Source organism: Klebsiella electrica (assembly GCF_006711645.1).
Taxonomy (GTDB): domain Bacteria; phylum Pseudomonadota; class Gammaproteobacteria; order Enterobacterales; family Enterobacteriaceae; genus Klebsiella; species Klebsiella electrica.
This window is the reverse complement of the sequence record NZ_CP041247.1, coordinates 4,644,105-4,669,215: the sequence shown is the minus strand read 5'-3', so window position 1 is coordinate 4,669,215 and position 25,111 is coordinate 4,644,105. Positions and strand designations below refer to the sequence as shown.

28 protein-coding genes are annotated in these 25,111 nt (G+C 49.8%); 15 read left to right on the top strand and 13 right to left on the bottom strand.

Translation table 11 applies throughout. The annotated features are described in order from the left end of the window. Positions 1–42: 42 nt before the first annotated feature. The 3 genes from Electrica_RS22360 to Electrica_RS22350 form a co-directional block, all read right to left on the bottom strand. Positions 43–702, bottom strand: a complete 660-nt coding sequence (locus tag Electrica_RS22360; protein ID WP_141965431.1) for a winged helix-turn-helix domain-containing protein — start codon at positions 700–702, stop codon at positions 43–45. Positions 703–736: 34 nt separating this feature from the next. Continuing rightward, entirely contained in the window at positions 737–1,606 is an 870-nt protein-coding gene (locus Electrica_RS22355) for a phosphorothioated DNA-binding restriction endonuclease (RefSeq protein ID WP_141965430.1), read from the bottom strand. Positions 1,607–1,694: 88 nt separating this feature from the next. Next, on the bottom strand, positions 1,695–2,201 hold the full coding sequence (locus tag Electrica_RS22350) for an SH3 domain-containing protein (protein WP_141965429.1): 507 nt from the start codon (positions 2,199–2,201) through the stop codon (positions 1,695–1,697). Positions 2,202–2,555: 354 nt separating this feature from the next. Between Electrica_RS22350 and Electrica_RS22345 the strand changes: the two genes are divergently transcribed. Beyond that, positions 2,556–2,909 carry a hypothetical protein gene (locus Electrica_RS22345; protein ID WP_141965428.1) on the top strand — a complete coding sequence of 118 codons (354 nt, stop codon included), beginning with the start codon at positions 2,556–2,558 and terminating at the stop codon, positions 2,907–2,909. After that, positions 2,858–3,256: a toll/interleukin-1 receptor domain-containing protein gene (locus Electrica_RS22340; protein WP_167686255.1), complete on the top strand. Its 399-nt coding sequence runs from the start codon at positions 2,858–2,860 to the stop codon at positions 3,254–3,256. The genes Electrica_RS22345 and Electrica_RS22340 overlap by 52 nt, the downstream gene beginning before the upstream one ends. Before the next feature lie 333 nt (positions 3,257–3,589). Here the strand turns inward: Electrica_RS22340 and Electrica_RS22335 are convergent, their stop codons facing one another. Genes Electrica_RS22335 through srlA form a run of 4 tightly spaced genes read right to left on the bottom strand, consistent with a single transcriptional unit; the run spans position 3,590 to position 6,501 of the window. Then, positions 3,590–4,606 carry a Gfo/Idh/MocA family protein gene (locus Electrica_RS22335; protein WP_142255931.1) on the bottom strand — a complete coding sequence of 339 codons (1,017 nt, stop codon included), beginning with the start codon at positions 4,604–4,606 and terminating at the stop codon, positions 3,590–3,592. Positions 4,607–4,628: 22 nt separating this feature from the next. Further along, positions 4,629–5,609, bottom strand: a complete 981-nt coding sequence (gene srlE, locus Electrica_RS22330; protein ID WP_141965426.1) for a PTS glucitol/sorbitol transporter subunit IIB — start codon at positions 5,607–5,609, stop codon at positions 4,629–4,631. Continuing rightward, positions 5,606–5,977, bottom strand: coding sequence for a PTS glucitol/sorbitol transporter subunit IIA (locus Electrica_RS22325; protein WP_141965425.1), 372 nt, complete (start codon positions 5,975–5,977; stop codon positions 5,606–5,608). The genes srlE and Electrica_RS22325 overlap by 4 nt, the downstream gene beginning before the upstream one ends. Continuing rightward, positions 5,974–6,501, bottom strand: coding sequence for a PTS glucitol/sorbitol transporter subunit IIC (srlA, locus tag Electrica_RS22320; protein ID WP_100684806.1), 528 nt, complete (start codon positions 6,499–6,501; stop codon positions 5,974–5,976). The genes Electrica_RS22325 and srlA overlap by 4 nt, the downstream gene beginning before the upstream one ends. A gap of 398 nt (positions 6,502–6,899) precedes the next feature. Between srlA and Electrica_RS22315 the strand changes: the two genes are divergently transcribed. Then, entirely contained in the window at positions 6,900–7,205 is a 306-nt protein-coding gene (locus Electrica_RS22315; protein ID WP_407081243.1) for a helix-turn-helix domain-containing protein, read from the top strand. A gap of 239 nt (positions 7,206–7,444) precedes the next feature. On the opposite strand, the gene Electrica_RS22305 is transcribed toward Electrica_RS22315, so the two are convergent. After that, on the bottom strand, positions 7,445–8,518 hold the full coding sequence (locus Electrica_RS22305) for an FUSC family protein (protein ID WP_004118212.1): 1,074 nt from the start codon (positions 8,516–8,518) through the stop codon (positions 7,445–7,447). A gap of 266 nt (positions 8,519–8,784) precedes the next feature. Here Electrica_RS22305 and Electrica_RS22300 point away from each other — a divergent pair, with 266 nt between their 5' ends. The 5 genes from Electrica_RS22300 (at position 8,785) to Electrica_RS22280 (ending at position 11,203) form a co-directional block, all read left to right on the top strand. Continuing rightward, positions 8,785–9,282: a DUF2778 domain-containing protein gene (locus Electrica_RS22300; protein WP_141965424.1), complete on the top strand. Its 498-nt coding sequence runs from the start codon at positions 8,785–8,787 to the stop codon at positions 9,280–9,282. Further along, positions 9,263–9,799 carry a hypothetical protein gene (locus tag Electrica_RS22295; RefSeq protein WP_141965423.1) on the top strand — a complete coding sequence of 179 codons (537 nt, stop codon included), beginning with the start codon at positions 9,263–9,265 and terminating at the stop codon, positions 9,797–9,799. The genes Electrica_RS22300 and Electrica_RS22295 overlap by 20 nt, the downstream gene beginning before the upstream one ends. 131 nt (positions 9,800–9,930) lie before the next feature. Then, positions 9,931–10,380 carry an STM2901 family protein gene (locus Electrica_RS22290; RefSeq protein ID WP_141965422.1) on the top strand — a complete coding sequence of 150 codons (450 nt, stop codon included), beginning with the start codon at positions 9,931–9,933 and terminating at the stop codon, positions 10,378–10,380. Then, a complete protein-coding gene (locus tag Electrica_RS22285; RefSeq protein ID WP_141965421.1) occupies positions 10,374–10,700 on the top strand; it encodes a DUF1493 family protein in 327 nt (108 codons plus the stop codon). The genes Electrica_RS22290 and Electrica_RS22285 overlap by 7 nt, the downstream gene beginning before the upstream one ends. 17 nt (positions 10,701–10,717) lie before the next feature. Beyond that, entirely contained in the window at positions 10,718–11,203 is a 486-nt protein-coding gene (locus Electrica_RS22280; protein ID WP_141965420.1) for an Hcp family type VI secretion system effector, read from the top strand. A gap of 203 nt (positions 11,204–11,406) precedes the next feature. Here Electrica_RS22280 and symE read toward each other — a convergent pair whose 3' ends face one another. Beyond that, complete coding sequence (symE, locus tag Electrica_RS22275; protein WP_141965419.1) at positions 11,407–11,706, bottom strand: endoribonuclease SymE; 300 nt, start codon at positions 11,704–11,706, stop codon at positions 11,407–11,409. A 515-nt stretch (positions 11,707–12,221) separates the two neighbouring features. On the opposite strand from symE, the gene Electrica_RS22270 reads away from it, so the two are divergent. The 7 genes from Electrica_RS22270 (at position 12,222) to Electrica_RS22240 (ending at position 20,039) form a co-directional block, all read left to right on the top strand. Beyond that, entirely contained in the window at positions 12,222–12,464 is a 243-nt protein-coding gene (locus tag Electrica_RS22270; protein WP_160702387.1) for a hypothetical protein, read from the top strand. A gap of 1,523 nt (positions 12,465–13,987) precedes the next feature. After that, positions 13,988–14,554, top strand: coding sequence for a hypothetical protein (locus tag Electrica_RS22265; RefSeq protein WP_141965418.1), 567 nt, complete (start codon positions 13,988–13,990; stop codon positions 14,552–14,554). Positions 14,555–14,589: 35 nt separating this feature from the next. Continuing rightward, positions 14,590–15,294: a fimbria/pilus periplasmic chaperone gene (locus Electrica_RS22260; protein ID WP_141965417.1), complete on the top strand. Its 705-nt coding sequence runs from the start codon at positions 14,590–14,592 to the stop codon at positions 15,292–15,294. 8 nt (positions 15,295–15,302) lie between these two features. After that, entirely contained in the window at positions 15,303–17,873 is a 2,571-nt protein-coding gene (locus tag Electrica_RS22255; RefSeq protein WP_228267379.1) for a fimbria/pilus outer membrane usher protein, read from the top strand. Positions 17,874–17,937: 64 nt separating this feature from the next. Next, a complete protein-coding gene (locus tag Electrica_RS22250) occupies positions 17,938–18,489 on the top strand; it encodes a fimbrial protein (RefSeq protein WP_131050622.1) in 552 nt (183 codons plus the stop codon). Positions 18,490–18,635: 146 nt separating this feature from the next. Next, positions 18,636–19,436, top strand: coding sequence for a hypothetical protein (locus Electrica_RS22245; RefSeq protein ID WP_141965416.1), 801 nt, complete (start codon positions 18,636–18,638; stop codon positions 19,434–19,436). Positions 19,437–19,652: 216 nt separating this feature from the next. After that, on the top strand, positions 19,653–20,039 hold the full coding sequence (locus Electrica_RS22240; RefSeq protein WP_100684790.1) for a hypothetical protein: 387 nt from the start codon (positions 19,653–19,655) through the stop codon (positions 20,037–20,039). 93 nt (positions 20,040–20,132) lie between these two features. On the opposite strand, the gene Electrica_RS22235 is transcribed toward Electrica_RS22240, so the two are convergent. The 4 genes from Electrica_RS22235 to Electrica_RS22215 form a co-directional block, all read right to left on the bottom strand. Further along, positions 20,133–20,459: an NIPSNAP family protein gene (locus Electrica_RS22235; protein ID WP_131050620.1), complete on the bottom strand. Its 327-nt coding sequence runs from the start codon at positions 20,457–20,459 to the stop codon at positions 20,133–20,135. A gap of 169 nt (positions 20,460–20,628) precedes the next feature. After that, complete coding sequence (locus Electrica_RS22230; protein WP_141965415.1) at positions 20,629–21,099, bottom strand: hypothetical protein; 471 nt, start codon at positions 21,097–21,099, stop codon at positions 20,629–20,631. A gap of 630 nt (positions 21,100–21,729) precedes the next feature. After that, complete coding sequence (locus Electrica_RS22220; RefSeq protein ID WP_141965414.1) at positions 21,730–23,409, bottom strand: glycoside hydrolase family 43 protein; 1,680 nt, start codon at positions 23,407–23,409, stop codon at positions 21,730–21,732. Between the two features lie 61 nt (positions 23,410–23,470). After that, positions 23,471–24,910: an MFS transporter gene (locus Electrica_RS22215; protein WP_160702580.1), complete on the bottom strand. Its 1,440-nt coding sequence runs from the start codon at positions 24,908–24,910 to the stop codon at positions 23,471–23,473. Between the last annotated feature and the right edge of the window lie 201 nt (positions 24,911–25,111).

The window sequence follows — 25,111 nt, the reverse complement described above, 5'->3', positions numbered from 1 at the left end:
ACCGCTTTTGTTTGGTGTTTAACAGGCTGTCCTCACTCGTTCTTATTTTTGTGCCTTCTTCATTAAGACTTTCAATGCCTCAATAGTGAGTGAAGGTTTTTGTCTGTGGATCATGGCATGGCAATTGGGGCAGACAGGACGAAGGTCTTTTACGGGATCCAGTTTGTAACGCTCTCCAATATCAGCCAGCGGTGTAATATGGTGGACGTGAATATAGTCCTTCCCGGTTTCACCATACGTTTCCTCAAAATCCATATTGCACACGCTGCACTGACAGCCGTAATGATCTATGCATTTGTCTCTTGCCGTTTTACTACGTTCGTATTTGTTAACTTTGATTTGCTTTACGGCACCTTCGTAAAAGGTTTCCGGAACATCATCTGGATAATCGATATTCAATCGGGCGGAAAGCGATTCTGCTTTTTTGATGCCATCTGGTGTGAGCTTCCAGATACCAAGGCCTGACTCTTTTGCATTGTGGAGGTACTTGTAGTCAACAAGCTTTTTCCTCGCCCATTGGACCATATTGTTCCATTGAGGGCGATTAGTATCATCAGGGAGTAACATGTTCATTTCTTCGTTGGTCAGGCCGAACTCCTTGCCCAACGGCTCGTAACATGAGGAGGAACTTACTTCTCCCCCTCCGTTGTAGATATTTAAAAGCAGGGGGATTTCTATCTCTTTATAACTTGGAAAGGGCATATTTATCACCAATGATTAGTTAAATTTTCTATTGTTATGTTCTGAAAACTTCTCGCTTATGCCACTCAATAAAGCTGTCTCTCGGGTAGTTATCTTTCTCCGGCGGTAACCCAATCAGTTTTCCATCAAAATCCCAGAACAGCTTTCCGACTATGCTGCCGCCGTTAACCGCAGGCGAAACCTGTACCCGCATGTTCTCGTCCAGGCCAATCGACCCTTTATCAAATGCCTTGTGGTGAATAGCACACAGCGTCAGGCCATTAGAGATCTCGCATGGCCCTCCGTGTTGCTTCCATTTGATATGCGCCGCTTCCAGTGCGACTGAGGTATTATCGTGGCGCATATTAAAACCGCAGATAGCACACTCGTAGTTATAGGCGCGCAGCACCCGCTGGCGGAAAAGCGGATCGCGTTCTCTGCGAGTTTTTTGGATATCAAAACCCATCTCGTCAGCGATCTCTTCCTGAATACTCTCAGGGAAGTGGGCTGCTAATATCTGATGCGCCAGCGTATTGATCAGCTTTTTGTTTGCGGCGAGTAGTGAGTAATGCTCTTCATCAAAACCGCCTGCCACATGACAGGACTCCAGCTCTTTAGCAGGAGGCTGTTTGCTGCCCGTGGTCGAGCAGTGCTCAGCGTTTTGTAGTTCCCAAAAGCCGTCGCCCTTCAGTCGCCAGAAGGGCATATCAGGTCGGTACCGGGCTCGCTGTGGGCCAAAGCGCTCCAGTAAGCTATGTAGCTGATCGCGTACTTCTGAGGCATAGTCGAACATCCGCGAATGTCCGTGCTGATACTGAGATAGTACGTGGAGCAGCAACAGCGGCTTATGCGGCGCGCGCTGTTCCCCTTTGCGCCAGATAGTGATGTCGGCAATTGCTTGTTGTAGGGTTTTACTGGAAGGCATTGCATTACGTCATCTGCTAAATAATTGCGATGATGCTCGCAAAACACCACCCGATCAAGTTGATAGGCCTGAAAGAAGCGCCTTTTATCTAAACGCCATAACGTTTATTTCCGCCAGAAGTAATGCAGTAACGTCCTCCTCGAGGCCCTATGCATACCGTGCCTGAAGAGCAGGGGCACGATGAACCATAGTTCTGTGGGGTCGGGTGCTGCAGATAGGGGGTTGATCGATGTTCCGTTCGTAATTTTGCTGGGGAAGGTGGCGTGACTTTTTTGACATAGCAATTGGTTGATTCACATAAATAAGATGATGATACCCAACGCTCTTTTTCATTAGCGGCACTTATTCTGCTCCAGTCATTTTGTTGCTCATATACTTTGACCTGAGCCCCTCTTTGTAACGATTCCAGAGGTGAACCGTTAGGTGTTGAACGTACTTTTAGCGCATTAGCATTAACATAGCCAATCTTCGCTTGTTCAGATATGCCTGATTTTTGTGTAGGTTCATCTGCAAGGGAGCTGGGGGTTTTATTATCCTTAGCAAAAAAACAGGCAAGTAATGCAATAGCAATGAATCCGATGCTTTTATTCTTCATTTTTATTCACACTCACGTTTATTGTTATCTAAATTATATAATATTTTTATGAGTTATGAATGTGAATTTTATCATCAATCAGGATTTTAATTGATGTTAGGTTATCAGGCATCGTTATTGGCCTCGTTTTTTGCTATTTCAGTTCCGTGATCCTACCTCTTTAATCAACTAAATATGCTTGATTTAATTTACATTAGTTGTATATTGGATTTTATTTGTTGCTTAAAATTCTAAGGGAGATAAATGATGGAACAGAATTATCTATACATGTTTGAGTGTGACTATGCATCTCGTACGCGCTAAAAAAAATTTCTGAAGGATATTTTAAATAGTTTTGATAAAGATTATGCGACAATGGTAGGTGTTGTTGTAAATAATAATCCATACTGCTTAGCATTTCATATTGCAGTCAATTTACAAAAAGATCCTATTTTCTTTGAGTCATGGTTGAAAGATAATTATCCAGGAAAGCTAAAAAGATATAATATTTTCACAAAAGATATTCCGCAGTATAATGTTCAAACTTTTATTGATGCCGACATGGTCGATTTTGCTATAACACCTGAAGGAGGTGGCTATTTATTTCTTTGGCCTGAGCGTGAATTATTTGAAAAGCAACATCCACAATATAAAAAATTAATGAAAAGCAATCCAAGGTGTTTATTAGTCATTCCTCAAAAGATAAGCTTAATATTGTCAATCCATTAAATGCTTATTTACAGGCTAATGATATAGCAACATGGCTAGATAGTTATGAAATTGATTATGGAGACAATATTTTCATCAAGGTTAATGAAGGGATTGAAGAGTCTGCTGTTGGCTTGTTCGTCCTGACTGATAATTTTTTTAATAGTGAAAGTGGTTGGCCCTTAGCCGAGTTCTCCACCTTTTTCACGGATCTGATGAAGTCAAATAAAAAAGTGCTTATGTTGGATGCAGGTGTGTCACCAAAAAATATGTTAGGAATGATGAAAGCTTACCGCTATATCTCCTGGAATAATGGTGCAAGTCTACCGGGAATTGCTAACGCTATTAATAAGATAATAAAACGATGAGATTCTGAAGTTACTAATTGCAATGTTGTATTTGGGATTAAGGCAAGTATTTTAGTGCAGCTTAAATACTTGTCTCTAAAAATTATATTATAATTTTGTTATATGTGTTTTTGTAAGCATCCCTGCAAAACGAACTATTCACTTTTAGAGATCTTCCGACATGCTGCTTATGTCCTCCGAGGAGATCGCCATGCGTAAAGCCCGATTCACCGAACACCAGATCATTGCCGTTCTGAAGTCCGTGGAAACCGGACGTACCGTCATCCGGCCATCGGCTAACACCCGTAACCGGATGAATAACGTGACAAGGGAACATCCCTGTTCCCGAAGCCCTTAAACCAGCAGCTCTGCCTGGCCGCTCAGCAGGCTTTTATGCGCCGTCTCGCAAATCCGGCTGGCCTGTAGCCCGTCATCTGCGCTGGCGGCATACGGGGTATTGCTCTTCACCGCTTTAATAAAGTCATTAATCGGGTCAATACCAAACCCGCTGGCGACGCCGTCGCGGTAGGTAATGAAGTAGCTGTTCGGGGTCTTAACCGTTTGCTGGCCGAAGATCTCCAGCCCGCGGTTTTGTGAATCGGAGCGGATCCAGGCGTTATCGCACAGCACCGCCATGCGCCCGTCGTTGTCTTTCGGGAAAGCGGCGGGCAGGACCCAGCTGTTTTCAATCACCCACGAACTGCCGTCCTCCATCAGCAGGGTGCTCTGCACGCTGTCCCACGTGTCCAGCCCTTTGCTCGCCAGCAGGCGTTTCTGCCCGACCGCGTAAACCGATTTCACCTCCTGCCCGCTGATATAGCGCACCATGTCGAAGCAGTGCGAGCCGAGGAACCACACCGGCGAACTGTGCGCCGACCAGGCCAGCCATTTGCTGGGAACGGCGATCACATCATCCATATTGATATAGCCGCGCAGGATCCTGCCGCTTTCCGCCTTCTGCACCTCCATGCGTACGCGGATCGCCGCCGGGTCCCAGCGCTTGTGAAAATCGACGCCGACGGTTACCTCATGCTCTCTGGCGGCGGCAATAATCGCCTCGCAGTCGGCCACCGAGGTCGCCAGCGGTTTTTCAATCAGCACATGCTTACCGTGGGCAATGGCCTGCAGAGCCGGTTCCTTATGAAATGGATCGGACGTCGCCACGGAAATGATATCCACCTGCTGTTCATCCAGCAGGGTGGACAGGCTGACGTACCCGGCGATGCCCAGCTCATCCGCCGCGGCATGGCAGCGCTCGATGTTATTGTCGCAGACCGCGACCAGCTCCACGTCCGGGTTATGCAGATAGGCGTTGATATGGTGCTTGCCATAAATCCCCGCGCCGACAACGGCCACTTTTAACTTGTTCATCATGACGTTCCTTATATGTCTGTTAAAACAGTCCCAGGGAGAATGCCCAGCCAATCATCACGGCCAGCGGGCCGGTCAACTGGCGGGAAAGCAGGAAGGCCGGTACGCCGCTGGCGATAGTCTCCGGTTTGGCCTCCTGCATCGAGAGGCCGACGGGCACGAAGTCGCAGCCCACCTGTACGTTAATGGCGAACAGAGCGGGCAGGGCGAAGGCTGGTGAGATATTCCCCAGCCCAATCTGGGTGCCAATCATCACCCCTACCACCTGGGTAATCGCCGCGCCGGGCCCGAGAATAGGCGACAGAAAGGGGATGCCGCAGATCACCGACAGCAGCAGCAAGCCCCACAGCGAGTTCGCCATCGGCGTCAGGGCGTGGGCGATCACGTTACCCAACGACGTGGCCTGGACGATGGCGATCAGCACGGAGACAAAAGCCATAAACGGGATCACCGTTCGCACCGATACGTCCACCGCCTCACGGCTGGCGGCAAACAGCAGGGCGATCACGTGGCCGGTCCTATTACCCAGCGTTTCCACCGCCAGAATCAGCTGATTGCCGAAAGTGGCGGGCGGCGGCGTCTGTGCGACCGGTGAGGCAGGCTCCACAACGATCGCCTGCGGCTCATCCGGCATCGCGTCTGTCGCCACGCGGGTGATCTGCCCTTCATGCACGTCCGACACGTAGTTGCTGGTGTTAATAAACTGCGCCAGCGGCCCGGCTTGCCCGGTAGGCATCACGTTAATCGTCTTGATGCCTTTTTTCGGATACAGCCCGCAGCGCAGCGAGCCGCCACAGTTGATCACCACGCACAGCGTCTCTTCATCCGGCGGAACGGCCTGAAAGCCGTTGATCACCTCCGATTGCGTGAGTTCGCCCAGCCGACGGGCGACGGGATGGATCTCCCGCCCGGTCAGCGACACCACCTTCAGCCCGCTGCCGATCGGCAGCCTCAGCCCGGTACCGAACCCTTCGGCGCCGGGAGCAACGTTGATCAGGTTCATTGCGCACTCTCCTTAACGATCAGATAGCCCTGCAACAGCGCAAGCGCAGGGACTTTGCCGGCAAGATGTAGCGTGCCCTGATGGCGCGGCGTGCTGGCGCTATCGAACACCAGCGTCAGGTGTCCGAGCTCCAGCAGCGCCTGCAGGGCGCAGCTGCCAACGGCGGTGATGAGGTAGTCCTCGCCCCCGAGCGTGAATCGATCGCCCGCTAGTAGTCGGGCATGCTCGTGCTGAAAAACGGGCCGCAGGGCCAGGGCGTAATCCAGGCAGTCCGCCGGGCCGTCGGCGCGAAAGGTAATCAGCAGGTTATCCGCCAGACCGTCCGCCACATGGGGGCCGACGCGTTCGATATGGGCCTGATAGATCATGCCGCACCTCCCGTTGCCTTATGGCGCAGGCGCAGGAACAGATATTCGGTGATCATGCCGCGCAGCAGGCCAATCACGATGGCGGCGGCGATATAGCGCAGGGCCAGTTCGGTCACCGGCAGGCCGAGGGTTTTGATCCCGGCGGCGACGCCCAGCCAGATGAACAGCTCCGAGGGCACCACGTGGGGGAACAGGCTGGTCAGCGGGTGGGCAGTGGTGCCCAGTGCGTCCTCATATCCGGGTTTGCTCTTTTCCGGCAGCAGCTTGCCGAGCGTCAGTGCGCCGGGGCTGCTCATAAAGAACCAGCCGAGGATCGGCAGCAGGCCATAGGTGAGGATCCGCGAGCGACCAAACAGCGTCGCTACCCGTTCCATGCGCTGCTGGCCGACCAGCTTCATCAGAAAGTTGATGGCGAGCAGCAGGCAAATCAGCATCGGAATGATCCCGCTCATCATGTCGAGAAAGACCTTCCCGGCGAGCTGGAAAATATTGATAAAGCTTTCAGCAAGGGTAACCAGAAACATGGCGACCTCCTTGCGTGGGGCGGGTTGGCAGTGCGACAGCGGTGGTGATTTTCATAAGTAAAGTTCCCTGTATTGGTTAAGGTTACAAACGAAATTCATTGCTTTTAGCGGGCTTGTATTTGCTCTCTTTGGAGGTCAAGTGGGCCAGATGAATGACTGGTGTGTTAGTCGTTTACCCGTTCACTTTCTGTAGGGATGTTCCAGCCTGGAAGATGCCATTCCGAGAGGACTATTTCCCCCTGTCTGTCCATGAATCTTTTCTCTGGATAACCATATAAATTCATGGATTACTTTAATGATGGCTCTTTTTTAATCATTAATTCAAGCATTACATTAATTTGCATTGTTATACGTGAAGTGGTGCGCAATCCAGAGGGAGATAATTCTCGTCTTCGGAGATGAACTGGATGGCAAACGTGATCGGAAAGCGACTGAAAATAGCCAGAGTGACCGCCGGTATGACTCAGGCGACATTAGGTGTCAACGCGGGCCTGGAAGAGGAATCCGCAAGCTCCCGTATTAGCTCATACGAAAAGGGCGTCCATGCCCCCGATTTTACATTAGCCTGCAAGCTGGCGGCGGTACTTGATGTACCGGAAGCCTACTTCTACGCGGTAGATGACGATTTGGCGGAGTTGATATTGCAGTACCATCGTTTTAAGAAAAACAATCCAGGGAAGATGGTATTGATCGGGCCAAACTAAATGGCATACATCAGGTTTATATTCGAATTGATCCCCTTATGCGATGGGTTGTCCGCGGCCTGACAGTTTATAAAGCTTATATGAATGGCTCCCTCAGATTCAGGCTCTCTTTGGGACCCATATTAAAAAGCTCAGGTTGCAATCTGGCCTCTCCCTGGAGGCAAGTGCGGACTCGTTCGCGCTGACATCAGCGGCATCGAACGCGGAGTCACAAACCCAACCTTTACGGTGCGTGTCAATTATGCGTCGCGTGAGCCCAGCAGTGCCTGTAAGGCATGCTCCAGCTGCCGTGCATTATCTTCTACCGTGAGCCATTCTGGCGGTAGTTCATGGCGCTGGTCAGCGGTGGACTGAGGTGGTGTTCCCATACAAGCCTGCGGGTCACTTTCTTTAAGCGCAACAACGGCGGATTGACGGGCTAGTACCATGCAGCTATCCGACAACCACTGGCAATACGTCATCACGACAGTTGGTGGTGGAGTATGGGTGTGTGACATGGCCCGGCTGAGACTTTCCGCTAATAAAAGGGAAGTCGCGTATACCCGGATTGCATGGCGGTCGTAACGCTGTGTGACGGTGGCAAGCCGCCCGGCGTTTAGCCGACCCCGTAGTGACCAGCGTTTACTGACCTGTGCTTCAGCTACAGCGGCGCGAAGAGCGGCCAGAGCGGCCTGAGCCTCTGAAAGCTGACTCAAAGCGGCTTCTGCTCCCTTACTGCTTTGCACCTCACAGGCTCGTAGCATTCGATCCAGTCCATTACCAATCTGACGCAGGAAGTCAGAGGTTGAACGCCCAATGTCACTGAATGGATTAGACGTAAAGAGCACCTGGCTGAATAATAATCCGACAGAGGCTCCCAGCAGAACGTCCACTAAACGCGTACCGCCCGCGCTTTCAGGCCCCATGGCAAGAACCAGAGCCACCGATACTCCCGCCTGGATGGGGACCACCGGAGCCGGGCCGATGGCGGCGCCCAACAAAATAGCGAAGAACATACCAATGCTCATCCGCACCAGTGGATGAGTATCGGGGAGCTGCCACATCAACTCCCCCATCACGATACCGAACGTACAGCCAATAACCAGATTTCTGGCCTGTTTCAGGTGACTGGGTACACCCGGAGCAAGACATACCACGGCGCTGACGATGGCAAACGTAGGATGCTCATGCCCTAACAGCCATACCGCCAGTAACCATGCCAGCAGGCAGGCCAGTGCCGTAGCAAGCGCATCGCGTGCTGCCAGCCTTGCACGTGAAGGAAATCCAGTGGTGATTTGGCGCCAGGCCAGGCGTAGACGAACTAACCAATGCAACAGGAAACTCCTCAGCGATGATGCGCATGATAATTCACGGTTCTGGACGACCCGCACAGATGCCCGAAATAGTAGATCACATTGCGGGAAAAGGGGGGCAGGATTATGCGTTCTGATGCTTCTCTGGGCATTGATATACCGCCGTCAGGCGCTGACTACCAACATAAAATAAGATTATTTCAAATAAAATCATATTATTAACATAGATTGTCTACTAAGCAGCCTGTACCTTAATCCACAGTTCAGAAAAGGATATTGGGTGGTGTATGACTCTGCATGGAAGGTGTGTCATCAACGATGCGCATGACTCGCCGTTATCGTTTGCTGGGGCCGGAACATTTTTAGCGTTTTCTGGCGATGGTATTTATCGCAATCGAGGGGCTTGTGACATGAAGCTGACCGCAGGCCCGGTTTCGGCGGGTAAATACTGGATTGTTAAGCGTCCTGCAGGTGGAGCCCGATCGCACGTTAATGCCGGTGTTCGGGATCGTTACAACCATGTCATGAATGGTGCGACGTTCAGATACAGGCGGGATGATTGGGGAATCGACGATGACACATGGAATGAGGGGGTTAAACGCGGTAACTTCCGTTTGCATCCTGCCGCGCTATCAAAAGGGGGATCACTCATGCTACATGCTTCAGATTTGGCCATGTTGCACAATGCGTTACTGAGAACACCGCAGGTGGATGTTCCTTGTATGAGTAAACTCAAGGCATTCGGCACAATTGAGGTGATCGCCAATGGCAAAACATGCCCTTAGCTTGTTGCTTAAAATAATGCTGTTTTATGTGGTTATGCTGATCGTCGCTAAGGCCATTCCTTCCGACGGCTTCGTCAGTTCAATCATCGGTCTTTTCGATTTCCAGAGCGCCAGTCGTGTTACTCGTTTCATACTCGGTGAACCGGATTTAGACGTGTGGGAATCGTTACATTTTTACTGCGATATCCTGATTAATACCCTGATCGGTATTCCTGTCATGAGCGCGATGATTACCGCTTACAACGGTGTGACACGCAAAGTTAATCCAACCGGCCTCTTTGGTAACTGGATTTTATCCACACTGCGACGTCTGGCTAAGGTATTTGCGTTCATGTTTCTGTTCTGGGCACTGTTCCGCTTTCTGCCTTACTCGTCTTTTTTTCCTGATGGAGAAACATATTCAGCTTTCATTACTGCGTCTGCCCTGGCTTTCAATCTGCTGCTAACCATGGCTTGTTATTGGCTCATCATGAATGAAATCACCAGCAAAATTTATTCTTTATTTAATGCGATATGACCGCGCTATCTGCTGATTTTTACTGCGAATTTTATGGGTGTTTTGTTTTAAAAATAATAATATGACTATATTGCGGCTGAAAAATAACCGCTATGATTGTCATTGCCACATTAATCAGAACGGATTGTGATATGGATTCAGCAGAAGAGCTCAATGGAACATACTTTTATAAGGGAATCTGTAATATTTCTTCAGGAGAGCTATTCTTCTGGGTTTTTCTCGACAAAATTGATGAGCAATTTGGTGGGATTACCGATCTCTTAGGGATGGCTTGTATCGTTCTTGGGTTGCCGGTGTTGAAAACCAGAAGTAAACCTTACGGAGCAACGCCTGGTACATCCATCGCCTCGAAATATTCTCGGGAATTTCTCAACGTGAACCTGTCCGTCAGGCTCCCCACTCTGACAAATGCCAGCATCCGAGCACTAAAACCAATGATGACAAACAATTTAGGTGCATTCGTTGGGCGCACGATTCCTGTCATTGGTTGGGCATTATTGGCAAGCGATGTTGCTATGATTACTTATAAAACGGTGAATACCTACAACACCATAGCCAGAAAAGAAGATCGCGTATGGTGACGGATAACGACGTGTTGGCGTTTTTCAGGGGCGAGTTATCTCTTGCAGTGACGTTTACTTTTAAGCCTGTCCCAATTGAGTTTGATACGCCGTTGCAAGGCTATGCCGAATGGGATGAATTACCTTATGCCATTGATGATTTCGGTAAGACATTTAACGTCGATGTATCAGCGATCAATTTTGATGCCTACTACCCGTGGGAAAGAGAGTCTGTGTATCGCAAATGGTTTAACAAAGAGCCGATTAAGCAAGTATCAAAACCGCTAACTGTACGAATGTTCGCAGAGTCAGCTAAAGCTGGCCGCTGGTTATATGACTAATTAAAAGGAGTTTAAGAATGGCTGTTCCCGTTCACCTGTTTTTGAAAGATGATGGCGGCGCAATGATTCGCGGTGGTTCAGATGTTCAGAATCGTGAAGGCAGTATAGAACTGCGCGGTTTGACTCATAATCTCAGTATTCCTACGGATGGTAATACAGGAAAACTAACCGGTACCCGTAAACATGCCCCGTTTCTGTTCGATAAGGAGATCGATGCTTCCAGCCCATACCTCTACAAAGCTGTTGCGACTGGCCAGACGTTGCAAAGTGCCGAACTCAAGTTCTATCACATCAATTATGCAGGACAAGAGGAGGAATATTTCAATATTCTAATGGAAGGTGTAAAGATTGTCTCAGTTACGCCTGTTGTCCACGACACGCGGACAGTAACCGGTACGGGCCATCTGGAAAGTGTGCAGCTACGCTATGAAAAAATCACCTGGCGTATTGTGGATGGAAATATCCAATATACAGACGCCTGGAGCGAGCGCGCTACGGCATAAATAATTGTCCCGCGTTATGCTGAACAATATTCACTATCAGGTTCCTCTGTCGGCGACCAAAGAAGATGAGAGTGCGGTGCTCAAAACTGACCTGACTCCAGGCTACCTTAATTGCCATGCAACATTGCACAGAAAAAACCGCTATTTACCCCACGCCGGCACCTGAAAAATAACCACTCCTGACGCATCAGGAGCGATATTTATTATCTCCGTGCTGCTTTCCCTGCAATCACCCCGATAAACTCCCGGACCTGCTTCTGCTTCCTCGCCGACAGCTTCTCAACCCGGCGCATCGCTTCTTCCAGCTCCGGTACCGGCTCTGCCGCCGTCAACACAATACAACCCGCCATTACCCGCACTTCCACCTTTGTACCCGTCGCAAACCCCGCCGCCTCCAGCCACTGACCCTTCATCGTTAACGCCGGAATACGACTATAATCCGGAAAACGGCTCACATAGCTCACGGTTAACTGACGCTTATTCCATCCGGCGAATACACTCACCGCCCTTAGTGCTGACGCTCATTCGCAGGGCAGTACATCCCCAGTAACCGGATGAATAACCTGAGCGACCAGAGCAGGGGAATATCCCTGTTCCCGGAACCCTTAAACCAACCGCTCTGCCTGCGATATAGCGCACCATGTCGAAGCGCTGGCGGCAGGACGATAATGAATGCCGGCCTCACTGAGCGCTGAGTTATCTGACCTCACTGGAGGTACCTCAGGATGGCGAAATGAATAATCCACCGTGGCATTTAATTCTGCGCCAGGTCAATATTACAAAGAAATATGACTTATAATATATTTTTATCAAGAATGAGATTTTTCACTTATTCCTGGTCAAATATTCGCTGCATTATCATCCTTCTGTTCGGTTTATCCTTGTGTCTTTTTATAATAAAATATAAGTAATTATAAGGACTATTTCTATGGGATTTCATTGTAACGTGTAAAAAATGGCTTATGCTTAAAAATCGACATTGTGTCGAATGGGAAAAACAAACAACAAAGGAGGTTATATGTTTGATTTTTGCCCCAAGTCCATGAAGACTAACGTAGATTTTATTGCATTTACTGTTGCAAAAATGGAGCATGAACAGCGAGGATTGTGTGTGCATGCTGTCTCTGGAAATATGCCTTTAGAAATGTCTGAGTTATTTCATCAGCGTTTAAGATTTTACCGCGAAAAAATAAAGTATTTGGCCTCACGGCGTAGTCCGTTCCATTCCTGCGAAAAAAATGATGTTCTTGATTATAGTTGATATTTTATCTTACGCCCCAGATACATCGTTGGGGCGAATCGTCATTGACCGGCAGGGGTATGAATTATCAGGACGGTGAAAGGGATCCACTTCTGTGTACTGGATGGGGTACCGAACGCGATAATCATGCGGCTGCTCGTCATTCTCCACTCCCTCCAGCGGTATCGTTCATTGTTGTGATGCCGCTTTGCTTACCAGACAGACTCGCGCAGAAATTTGTGGCCGCAGAGGCTGTAGCGGCTCAATACCAATGCCTGTTTGCGGTTCATTATCGTTTTCAAACCTGTATCCCCGGACAACGACTCACTTTTCCGGATAAGGTGTTTTCTATGGCTATGCCTGACGCCGGGAGACGTTGGCGACGGTTATTGCCTGATAGCGACTTTATCGCCGATTTGTAGCGTTTCTTTGCGCAGCACAAGTCACGCTTTATCAGGGATGGCTCTTATGGGCGACATCACTCGGTCCGGCTGGTGAGGATGATTTGGTGATTGAGCCGATCGCACTATCCAGGCGGAATATCATTCACGAGAATTATGATTGTGACCGAAGCGCCGGGTTTAAGACCGGCCGGGTCTGGCGATTCAACACCATGTCACCATACATCCGGGGTGAAAAACAGAGTGATAAGTTCTGCTGTGAATGCTGTCGATAACCTCGATATTCAGATTTTTACCATTAATAGTGATGTTGTCAGGGGGAAATGAATTTTCTTTTACCGATCTGAAGGCCATCAAGTAAAGAGACGACATGTAAATGGCATATTGCATGACGGAAGCAAAGAAGTGACTGAATGAGGCTAAAGAAGTGAAATTTAAGTAATGGTCGAAAGTTTTTATGAGTGCCGTATTGTTAATATTTACAACTGGTCGTTCCATGACTCATAGTTAGTTACATCAATCTTCTTCGGATTGGCTGGAGAATTATTTGTCAGGGTGATGTGTGGATTGATGGCAGATCGTGTGGCAATGATCTTCAGGGAATGTAATCAAATGCCTGTATTCATAACTTGTCATCGCTGAGTCATTAGTTCACAAAAGATGATTAAGTTCTCTTTTGTGAAGTAAATATGCCCTTTGCTGCAGGTGAAATTATTCTGATGGCAATGGGATAACACGTTAATTCGGGGGCTGATTTTTTTAGAAAAGCCTTTCTGTCAATCAATAAAATCTAACGGAAAATTCCTACGTAAAAAGGATGGTTAATTTAAATTTGTTTTTATTTTAATTTTTAAATTTTATTTTTTTATTTATCTTTCATGTGGTTATGTGTTTTTTATGGTTGCTTTTGTTTTGTGATAAAACAAAATATATCTGTTTTAAATTAATGTTTCTTATGCATTTTGAATTACTATTGCCGATCAATATTGTTATGTTTGATAGTCAATATCTATCATTGTTGGTGTATCAAACGTTCTAAACAATTATGAAAAAATATTTCCATGAGTTACAAATTAAAAGGTGAATAACTGACAGAGAAATCCGTTTGTCCTAAAAATAGATCTTTAATCGAATGAGTCCTTAATGCATTGTTATTTTATTTCAGACAATAAATTTATCCTGTCGGCTGTGCAGGAACTGCCAAGGTATACAGAGGGTGAATATATATTTCTCTGTGCCACCAATCCGATATACAGAGAAATCCAACCGCTTTGCGAGGACATCGTTGTTGTGGCTGTTCAGGACAGGGAGCTGCGCCGCAGAATACTTCATGTCCCGGCAATGAATAGCTGTCGTGTTATTATTCTCGTGAATATAAGACGCGTATCACTGCGTGGCCTTTCCCGGACATTCCCGTGGGTGTTCAGCGAAAAAATGTCCCTGAATACATTGAGCCGCATTTTGAGGCTGGCGACACGGTTACCGGTTATCAGGAACAAAGTCACAGAACGGGAAACACTCCTTTTCGATTATCTCTGCAGGGGATATTCATTCACCAAAATGGGCCGCAAGATGAATTTGAGTGCGAAATATCTTTACTCACTTAAACGAACCACTTTAGTGAAATATGGCCTTCCGGAGTACGGCTGCACGGGCATTCAGGTCTGTCGGGATATTATCGGTATGCGTCAGGGAAAAATCAGTAAATAACCCAACCTGCAGTATTTGACTGAAAGGAAATAGTTATGTCGTCCGTCGTCTTTTTTTTACGAAAAAGCCTCGTTATTGTCTTTATGCTCATGTTGTCCGCCGTTGCCATGGCTGAGGGCGGGATTTCAATTCAGGGAACCCGCATTATTTATCCACTGAATTCCCGGCAGGAAAGCCTCTCCATTCGGAATTCTTCCGCGGCAGACTCATTCCTTGTGCAGTCGTGGGTTGAAAATGCTGACGGAAGTAAAAGTCGGGATTTTGTGGTGACGCCTCCCCTTTATCTGAGCGGGCCGGGGAATGAAAATATTCTTCGCCTGATGCGGGTTGCAGGATCGCCTTATCAGGACAGGGAATCGCTTTATTATTTTATTGCGAAAGCGATCCCCTCCGTGACCGAGGGTGATAACAGCGGTAAAGCCGTGCTGCGCATTGCTGCGGCCAGCCGTATCAAACTGTTCATCCGTCCTGCCGGACTGAGGCCAGCGGTGGATAAAGCGCCTGCTGAAATGCGTTTTCGTCGTGCCGGTAACCGGCTGGAAATTATTAACCCGACCCCTTACTACATCACACTGACTGAGATTAAGGCCGGCGACATCTCCCTCGATGGCGTCATGGTGGCCCCCGTAAGCACCGCCACCGTCAGTCTGCCTGCGGCCTCCGGCAGCCGGATTACGTTCCGGACCATTAATGATTACGGCGCTGTTTCAGCACCTGTTATTGCCCGTTTTTCATCATAGGACCGGGTATGCTGAAATATTTACTTCGCCAGCCGCTACTGAATGCTTCAGTCATGTGCGCGGTTTCTCTGCCGGCAAGCGCCAGACTGCATTTTGACCCCTCTATGCTTTCAGGTAACCCGGTTGCGGTGGCTGACTTGTCACTTTTTTCATCCGGCGGCTCACAACTCCCGGGAGTCTATCTGGTTGACGCTTATCTCAACGGTAGCCGCGTGGCAACCCGTTCGGTCCGTTTTGTTGCCGTTCAGGCGGGGGAGGCACAATCCGCGGTGCGAGATAATACAGGGCTTCAGGCTTGTCTGAGCCGTGAAGAACTGTCGGATATGGGGGTGAATGTCCCGGCATTTGCGGAATTAGCCGCCCAGCCGGATGAGCAGTGTGTGACCCCGGGGCTGTTTATTCCCCAGGCCTGGACGGCGTTTGACTTCCAGAAAATGCGCCTCGATATCAGCATTCCCCAGGCAGCCATGCGCAAACAGCCGGATGGCTGGATAGCGCCGGAACGATGGGATGAGGGCATTAATGCCGCCCTGGCGAGCTGGCGGTTCAGCGGCAGCGAAAGCCGGGGAAAATACGGTAACAGCCGCAGCCAGTTTCTCAATCTGACCAGCGGCGTCAATCTCGGGGCGTGGCGGCTGCGGGATAACAGTACGTGGAGCTATCAGGAAAATGACTATGGCCGTCGGCAACACTGGCAGCATCTGAACACCTGGTTACAGCGTGCGATCATTCCGTTGCGTAGCGAACTGACGCTCGGTGATGGCACGACCAGCGGCGATGTGTTTGATACGGTCTCTTTTCGCGGCGTACACCTTGCGACCGACGACAGTATGTATCCCGCCAGCATGCGGGGATATGCGCCGGTGATTCGCGGCACCGCAGGCAGCAGCGCTGAGGTCAGCATTCGACAGAATGGTCACGAGATATACCGGATCAATGTCGCTCCCGGCGCTTTCGTCATTGACGATTTACCGCTCCTTTCATCCGGTGGCGACCTTGAGGTCATGATAACGGAAGCGGATGGTCAGGGACGCATGTTTACCGTGCCTTACTCTTCGGTTCCTGTACTCCAGCGCGAGGGGCATCTGCGTTATGGCATTACCGCCGCTCGCTATCGCAATGTCAGCGTCAGCTATGACGACCCGCTGTTTATGCAGGCCACCCTCCTGTGGGGAATGCCGCATAACGTGACGGCATACGGCGGTACCCGGCTTGCGGAGAACTACCGCGCCGCCACGCTGGGGATGGGATTCAACACCGGCGTATGGGGGGCCGTGTCGGCAGACATAACGCATGCCGACAGCATTCTGGCCGACGGTTCCCGTCACCGGGGGGAGTCCCTGCGCTTCCTCTATGGACGCTCGCTGGTGTCTACCGGAACCACACTGCAACTGGCGGGATACCGCTACTCAACCCGCGGTTTCCATACGCTGGATGACACCGCGCTGAAAAGTATGGCCGGCTGGACCGGGGATTCGGAAGGGGCCGTCGATGCCGCTGGCCGCCCGGTAAAACGTGACTGGATAAATTATTACAACCTGAACAACAACAAGCGCGAGCGTCTGCAGGTCAGTCTTTCCCAGCAGCTGGGAAACGTCGGTTCCCTCTCCCTGACGGGGAGCCGCCAGACATACTGGGACGAAGTGGCGGCCACCTCTTCATTGCAGGCGGCTTTCAGCAGCTCGCTGGGACGGGCCAGTTACAACATTTCATATGCCCATACCCGCTACAACGGACAACCGAGGGCAGATAACGTGCTGTGGTTCTCCCTGTCTCTCCCCCTCGACGGCTGGCTGAGTCAGAACGTATGGGCCACATATAGCACTCATCGGGGGACTGACGGCCAGCTCTCACATCGGGCGGGGATCAGCGGTTCACTACCCGATAGGGAAAATGTGAACTGGAGCGCGTCGCAGGGGTACAGCCGGCAGGACGGAAACAGCGGCGACGCCGCCGTGGACTACCGGGGAACCTATGGTAATGCTTCGGCGGAGTACAGCTACAGCCGTAACTACAGACAGTGGCGCTACGGCACATCGGGCAGCGCGGTGCTTCACCGGGAAGGGGCAACCTTCGGACAACCGCTGGGGACCACAAACATTCTGGTGGCGGCCCCCGGCGCCGCGGGCCTTCCCGTCGATAACGCCACCGGCGTACAGACCGACTGGCGCGGCTATACCGTGGTGCCGTGGGCCAGCCAGTACCGGGAGAGCCGGGTGGCGCTGGATGTCAGTAAGCTGGATAGCCATGCGGACATCGACAACGCCGTATCGCGCGTCGTCCCCACCCAGGGGGCGCTGGTGAGAGCTGATTTCCGGGTACGAACGGGAGTCCGGGCCCTGATAACGCTCACTCATAACGGAAAACCCGTGCCGTTCGGGACCACGGTCAGCGTGGCGGACGGCGGCGGCGGCCTGGTGGGCGATGACGGGCAGGTTTTCCTCTCTGGGTTGAAGCTGAAGGGAGAAATTAACGCGCAGTGGGGAAACCGGCCCGACCAGCGTTGCTCCGCCCGCTACACCCTGCCGGAAGCGGCCCTGAAATCCCCTGTGACATGGAGCCAGGTTATCTGCAACTGATTAGCGGAAGTGATTATTCCGCACCCACAAGTTTTATACACACAACATAACAGGAGTTGTAAACATGACGTTGATGATTAAGAAAACTTTATTAACCGCAGCAACCGTATCCCTGCTGGCGCTTTCTCCGGGCATTCAGGCCGCATCGGATTCCGCCACCGTGAATATCACGGCGACCGTGGTGGATAATACCTGTACCCCTCAGTGGAGTACGAACGGTGTGGATGTTGCAATGGGCCGGGTTTCCCTGAAAGATTTTGGCAGCGATAAAATCGGGGCAACCGAGGCATTCACCCTTAACCTGGCTGGCTGCGGCAGCGGCGCAACCAGCGTGAAGGTCACGGCAAGCGGGGAGCCAGATACTACCGATTCCTCTTTATTTAAAAACACCGAGACAACAGAAGGAGTCGCCGCGACAGGCGTCGGTGTGGAGATCTGGGGAGACAGCGCTCAGGCCACTAAGATGGCGCCTGATGGTAGCAACAGTGTGATGTATCCCATTGCAAACAGTAAGGCTGACATGACCTTTCTGGCCAAGCTGAAGCAGAGCGGAGCCACGGCCCCGGGAGCGGGGGCCGTCAAGAGTGTGGTGACGATGATCTTTGATTATCAGTAACGCCATCGCGTTGTTCCGCAGACAAAGCCGATAAAACCAGCGAACATCGATTCCGTCTGCGGTTAATATTCGCCTGGCGCTTCATGCCATAAGTCGGCTGGCGCCAGGCTCATTATTGATACTGAGATTAATTCAGGAATGAATATATGAAAGCCTCCTGGGGATATTTGGGGATTCTGGCGTTTTTTTCCGCAAACACGCTGGCGGCATCCACCATCAGTTGCAGCGCCGTACCCTATGCAACAATAAGTCTGAGCGACAGTGATTACAGCGATCGTGGATGGGCCCCTGGCGCGGTCATATTTCATTATCAGATTTATGTCAGGGACTGGCCGGCAGATTTACTATCCGCGGAGATAACCTCCTGCCGGTTTGATAATGGTGCGCCATGCTACGTCAGGCTCGATATCGGTTCTAAACTGGATGCTTACGGTACCGCGGTGAACCTTATCTGGAATGGCACCACGCACGACTGGGGAAGGGTGAACTGGAGCGGAAACTTTACCTTCCGGCTGAAGGAAGGCTTGGACAGGAATACGGTGCTTACCTACAGCTTAGAGAAACTGGGAAACAACGGTATCGTCTATGACACGCACACATCAGCCACTCCCTATCAGTCTGGTCATGTGAATATTACCAGTGAAGCCCCGTTTGGAAAGGTGTATCCAGGCAAACAGGATAAACAGCTGAGCATTACCTCTGATGCCAGCGGTGACGCGTTATTAACATTCACGCCAGGCTCCGCTAATGGTCAGTCGGGAACGCTCAAAAATTCGACCGGCGATGAGATCGGTTATTCTGTCCTCAACGCCGAGTGGAATAATGGCAAATGGACGAGCAGGCTGACAACCGGGCAGAATTATATGTTGCAACTCAATGATATTGCTAAAGGGACGACGGCCGGGAAATATGAGGGGAATCTTACCGTAACGCTGACATGTGAATAATAAAAAAGGCAATCAGAATAATTAAAACTCCTGGCGTTGATAAAATCATTCTTGATAACGGGGGATTTTCGTCGCGCGGCCTTTCTTTTTATTTCACTGGACGATGGTGTCAGGCGTATGGTAAACCAACGAATCATTAAGAATAGAAGGAGGGCTGATGGATACCGTCGAAGAACTAAACGGAACAGACTTCTATACGAAAAAGGAAAAGAGAAGATGAAACCGTCCGTCAAGTATGAATTTCATCACTTGGGTATACCGCTGCAGGATGAAAAATTCGAAGGCATTTTCAGCGAAAAAGCGGGGATGTATACCACGGATAACCCGGGAAAATTCAGAATACAGTGGCACCGCTTTACCCACGATTCCCCCTTACATCCTTTGTTGAAAACCATCCCCCATGTTGCGTTCAAAGTTGATAATCTTGAGCAGGCTATCGCGGGGGAAGAGGTCATTCTTGGCCCTTATGAACCAATAGATGATTACTTCGTGGCTGTTATCAATGATGCCGGGGCGCCTGTCGAGTTGATCCAAACCACGTTATCAGATGAAGAACTCTGGCAGCGTGCAAGGTCTGGCAAAGGCAGTTTATACCGCAAGTAGGGATATCCTGGCCTTCAGCGCGAGTCCGCCGCGTTTATTGCCGATAAGTGTGGAATCCGCAGGCCATCGCCAGGCGAATCCCGATGGCGCCCCTTACCTGCGTAGGCCATCCACGCTTTCCGCCGGCAGGTTGATCACGGTTTTCATGCTGGTCTCGATGCTGCCAATGATCTCCCCGCGCGGCCCGCTGCGCCAGTCGGCGCTGGCATAAAAGGTATCAAGAGCCGTCGCCATGCTCTCGGGGCTGTCGAAGGCGCGAATCAGGTAGTAGCAATCCGGGTCATGCAGCGAGTGACCAAACGAAACAACATCGATCCCGTGGCGTTGGTGCAGGGGAACGCTGATTTCCCGCATGATGGTATGAAAAGCGGTGCCGCTGCCTTTGCGTAAGGTGTATTGCAGTATCTCGACGGTTCTCACAGCGTTATCTCCGTTAATCGCCTCTGGGGGCGTCCTTGGTGGTGATGATAAAGTAAACCGGATGGATTCGTGAAGCCACGAAATACCGCTGTACCTGCCGTTTACGGGAGAGGGTGCGTAAGGGCAACAGGTCACGCGGTCTGAAAGGACAAACCGCCCCGGAGTCTTCTCAATAGTGAAGCGATATTGTTTTCTTTTTCTCTTTTATTTTATAGATGACATACAATAAGCCACCCCATGATAAACCGGTGGCAATACCTGAGCCTGCGCCCCACAGACATTGAAATGATAAGTTCATTAATAATTTCGGGTCATTTTCCGTAAGGCAGGTCATGACAAATTTAAAAATAAAAGATCCAATAATCAACGTGAGAATAAATGGGCTGCCAGGACGCGTCACTACTCCAGTGGCGGCATTATATTCAACTGGGGAGTGCCATAAAAATGCCATTCTGACAATACAAAATATTATTAATGTGGTGATATAGAGCGGGATGGTGGGGAAAAAACTAAATCCAGCTAAATGATAGATGCTCGCCGCTAAGAATAACACCGGTATGATGAAGATGTTTTTTACGGACGTTTCCCGGCAATGCAGTGCAGATATCCCTCTTTTTATTAAAAAAGTAAAAGGATCCACACCCAGACCGGGGTGTTTGAAAATATAGCTATAGTCGTCGTCATGTGCTGCCTCTTTTTTGCCGTTCGTCGTGCTTTACGGGTAAGTGAATATGGCCCGGCTGAAGAGCTTCAACCACGCCATATTAACGACAGCAGGCAGACAACCTGGCGACAATCACCTGACGCGTTATTGCAACGTAGCCATGTTATTATCTGTAAACAGAGTATAGTGCTGCGGGTAGCCAATAAATAAGGGAGATATGCATCATGGGGAGACACGTTCTGGTCTGTATTTTCGTGCTGTTTGCTTGTTCTGCCAGTGCCGGACATGGTGGCGCTGGAGGGAAAGGCGGGGATGGCGGAAATGGCGGATATATGGGCCAGCCTGGTAAACCCGGTGCCGATGGCGGGAATGGCTCGGACGGAGGCAGTTCAGATAATTCATCGGGGCGGGCAGGGTGTCCGGGAGGAACGGATCCCGATGAGAACGGCAATTTTTATCTTCCGGGAACAAAAGAACAGTGCAATCCAGGTCCGCAGGACTCAGTGAAAAAGGGGCGCGCTCTGTAGAGCATAAGAGGCTAAGCGGTCATGGCCTGTCCCGGCAAAAACCTACGTTATCGTTAAGATAACGTAGGTTCGCCATGACTTAATTAAAACGTGATTCGCTGGCTTGCCAGCTATATGTGCCATCGGCCATTAACGCATCGCCCAGCTCCTGATAATGGAAATCATAAAACTCTGCGCTGGCGTCATAACCTGAGTAGTCGACAGCTGCAAGGCCAACGAACGCTCCGGTAAAGAACCCGCCATAGCTTTGCAGCACATAATCGTCGGAAAGAATGGCGGCATCTAATTGAACAGGGATTTCAGTAAAGCTGACCCCATCAAAGCTGTATTCATAGCTATACGTTTGTTTGCGCACTTTGCTGCGGAACCAGACATATTCGGTCCCTTCCGGGATCTTGATGGCATCATCTTTCAAATATGACGTGTATTTCCCACGGTTATTTTCGCCGATCTCAATGACTGCGCCATTAATTTCGTTCCAGGTGATGAACACAAAACTCCAGTGGCGATCGTTGTAGTAATTCGTTAATCCGGCCATCTGCTGATAATTGAACGGATCAAATTTCACTTTAACCTGGGCATCAAAGTAGAAGGCTTGCCAGCGTCGGGCAATAAGCGACAGGTTATGCGTATTCGCTAATGAACCTTGCCCGATTAAAGTCAGCTTGCCATCGCCGGTGGTCCCCATTTTTTCTGTGAACGGGACACGCAGCGTATTCCAGTTAGGGTCGAGGGTTGATGTTTTAAACTCATCGTACTGGCTATGCTCTTTGGCGCTTTCGGTGTAAATGGCATCGCCTGGCCCTTCGACAAAGGTTTTTCCGCCATGACCTCCTGCGATACGCGGCCAGCCATCCGCATCCCAATACACTTTCTGGATTGAGGTTTCTCTGCCCAGGGTTGACCAGCCACGAGGATCATAGGCCGACTCACCTGGACGATTCCACGGACGGGCGCAGAGCGAGGCATAATACCATTCACCTTTGGGGGTGGAGACCAAAGCGCCATGCCCTTGCTTCTGGATGTAGCTGTCTGGTGTGTCGACGTTCGTTAAGAAGACTTCCCCAGGCTCGGTTTCAAAGCTGTTGGCATCCAGGGTTTTAGAACGCGCAACAACTTCCTGGTGGGTGAAAACGGTCCCCCCCTGGGCGGCGAAAAGATAATAATAGCCGTTCAGTTTGTAGAGGTGTGGCCCCTCAACGAGGGCGACGGCGGTGCCCCGATAAATGGTCCGCGCTGTCGCCGGTTTTAATTTCAGGGTCTTCGTATCAAGCTCAGTTAACGTGATGCCATCGAAGGGGTGATGATATTCCCGATGGTCCCAGGTTTGCTGAACGATATATTTACGCCCGTCATCGTCATGGAAAAGCGAGGCATCAAAACCGACGCCGTTCAGTTTGATGGGGTCTGACCACGGACCACGGATATCGGTCGCGGTGGTCAGATAGTTGGTCATGTCTTTAAACGCGCCTTCGGTGATTTTCACATCGGTATACACTAACCAGAATTTGCCATCGGCATACGAAAGCGCCGGCGCCCAAATCCCACCGGATGAAGGGTTGCCTTTCATATCTAAAAGGGTGGTGGTAGACAAGGGACTGGGGAGCAGATTCCAGTGCTGTAGATCCTTTGACTCATGTAAACGAACGCCAGGGAACCACTCAAATGTAGAGTTTGCGATATAGTAGGTGTCCCCTACACGGATAATACTAGGGTCCGCATTAAATCCAGGTAATACAGGGTTTTGAATAAGTGACATATCATTCTACCTTTTTAAAATTTATCATTCAGAACTGCGTAATTTTTAATTTATTTTTTCACTATGCCCGTATCTCATCAAGCTGACGGTTGATCTCGATGACATTTTTGTCTGAGACAGGATAGAGTTGAATAATGATCATCGAAATCGCGGCTAACACGATTGGCATCCACACCGCGGTCATAATGATTCCGTCGATCGCGCTTGCGCTTTGTTGCGCGCCGGTTTCGTTAAAGCCATAAGCGGCCAGTAACCACAATGGAATCGCGCCGCCAATCGTAAAACCAATCTTAAAGAAGAGCCCCATAATCGCATTAATGATTGCGGCATTACGCTTGCCTGATTTTAATTCGCCATAGGCAATGACTTCTGGCACCAGCGCCCACATGAAACCGGTCGCCGAGGTTAAACCCCATTGTTTAATGAATGTTGCGATATAAGCAAGCCACAGAGCATCATGCATGCTTTCGCGTGACCATACGTAGGTCAGCAATTCACCCACAATAAACATGCCAAGGAAAAGATGGAAGAAGCCTTTTTTACCAAAAATTTTCTTCAGTTTTGGCCAAAAGACAGGGAAGACAATGCCGGGAATTGAGGCAATAAGACCAATAGCCCCCATCCATTCAGAATGGCCGACAACAAACTGATTGAAAAAGCCATTAACCGTGTTCATGAAAAACATGAAGGTAAAGGCTAACATGAAAAATAACCCGAGAATGACCAGCGGGCGGTTATTCTTGAGTTCAAGGAATAAATCGGTTGTTTTTACGTTAGCCGTCTGTTCGGCCGTCGCGACAACGCGTTCTTTGGTGAATTTATAGCAGAGGTAAAGGGCTACCGCGCCGATCAACATATAAATTGAGTAAACGCCAAACCACGCATAGTTAGCTGAGGGATCGGTATAGTTACCCATATTGAGCTTAAGGCCAAAGAAACCCGTATCTTTGAGGCTGCGATCTTTGGGGGAGGCCATCTGTACAAACATAGGGAACAGGGTATAGACCAGCAGGTTGGCGCTGTTTGCCAGCATCATGCGCGTACTTGTCAGCTTATCAATCGATTCAGGATCCCGGGTCAATGAGGCATTCAGAGAGCCATAGGGAATATTCACCAGTGAATAAACTAAATCCAGTGCCAGATAAATGATAAACGCGAAAGGAACCGAGCCCCTTATTCCAGGAATGGGCGCGAAAAGTAACGCGGAAAGAATCACGAGCGGAATGCCGGCTCTTAAAAGCCAGGGGCGGTATTTCCCGGCGCTTGAACTTCTTTTGTCAACGTAGGTACCGACCATCGGGTCCCAGAAAACATTCACGATGCGGACAAACAGGAATATAAATCCTGCGGTGGCGGTGCTGATTGTATTTACCGTCAACATGTGAAGAGCAAGAAAACCACCTATGGTACCAAAAACAAGGTTTTGCGCAAAATCACCCATCCCATAACCAATACGTTCTCCGCGAGTTAATTTATGATATTCATCATGCCGACTTTGCAGTATGTTTTTGCTCATTCTAATCAAGTCTCCGGTTTCTTACGTGAATGTGAAATACTTTGTTACACGGATGGACTGGGAGAATCCATTACGTTTTTACATTAATTTGTTATGTTTTTTTACTTCTGTGATCATCGAAACTAAGGCTCTCCACAGGCTGCGTATCTGGCATGTTGAGCGGTCGTCCATAAACATTATCCACAG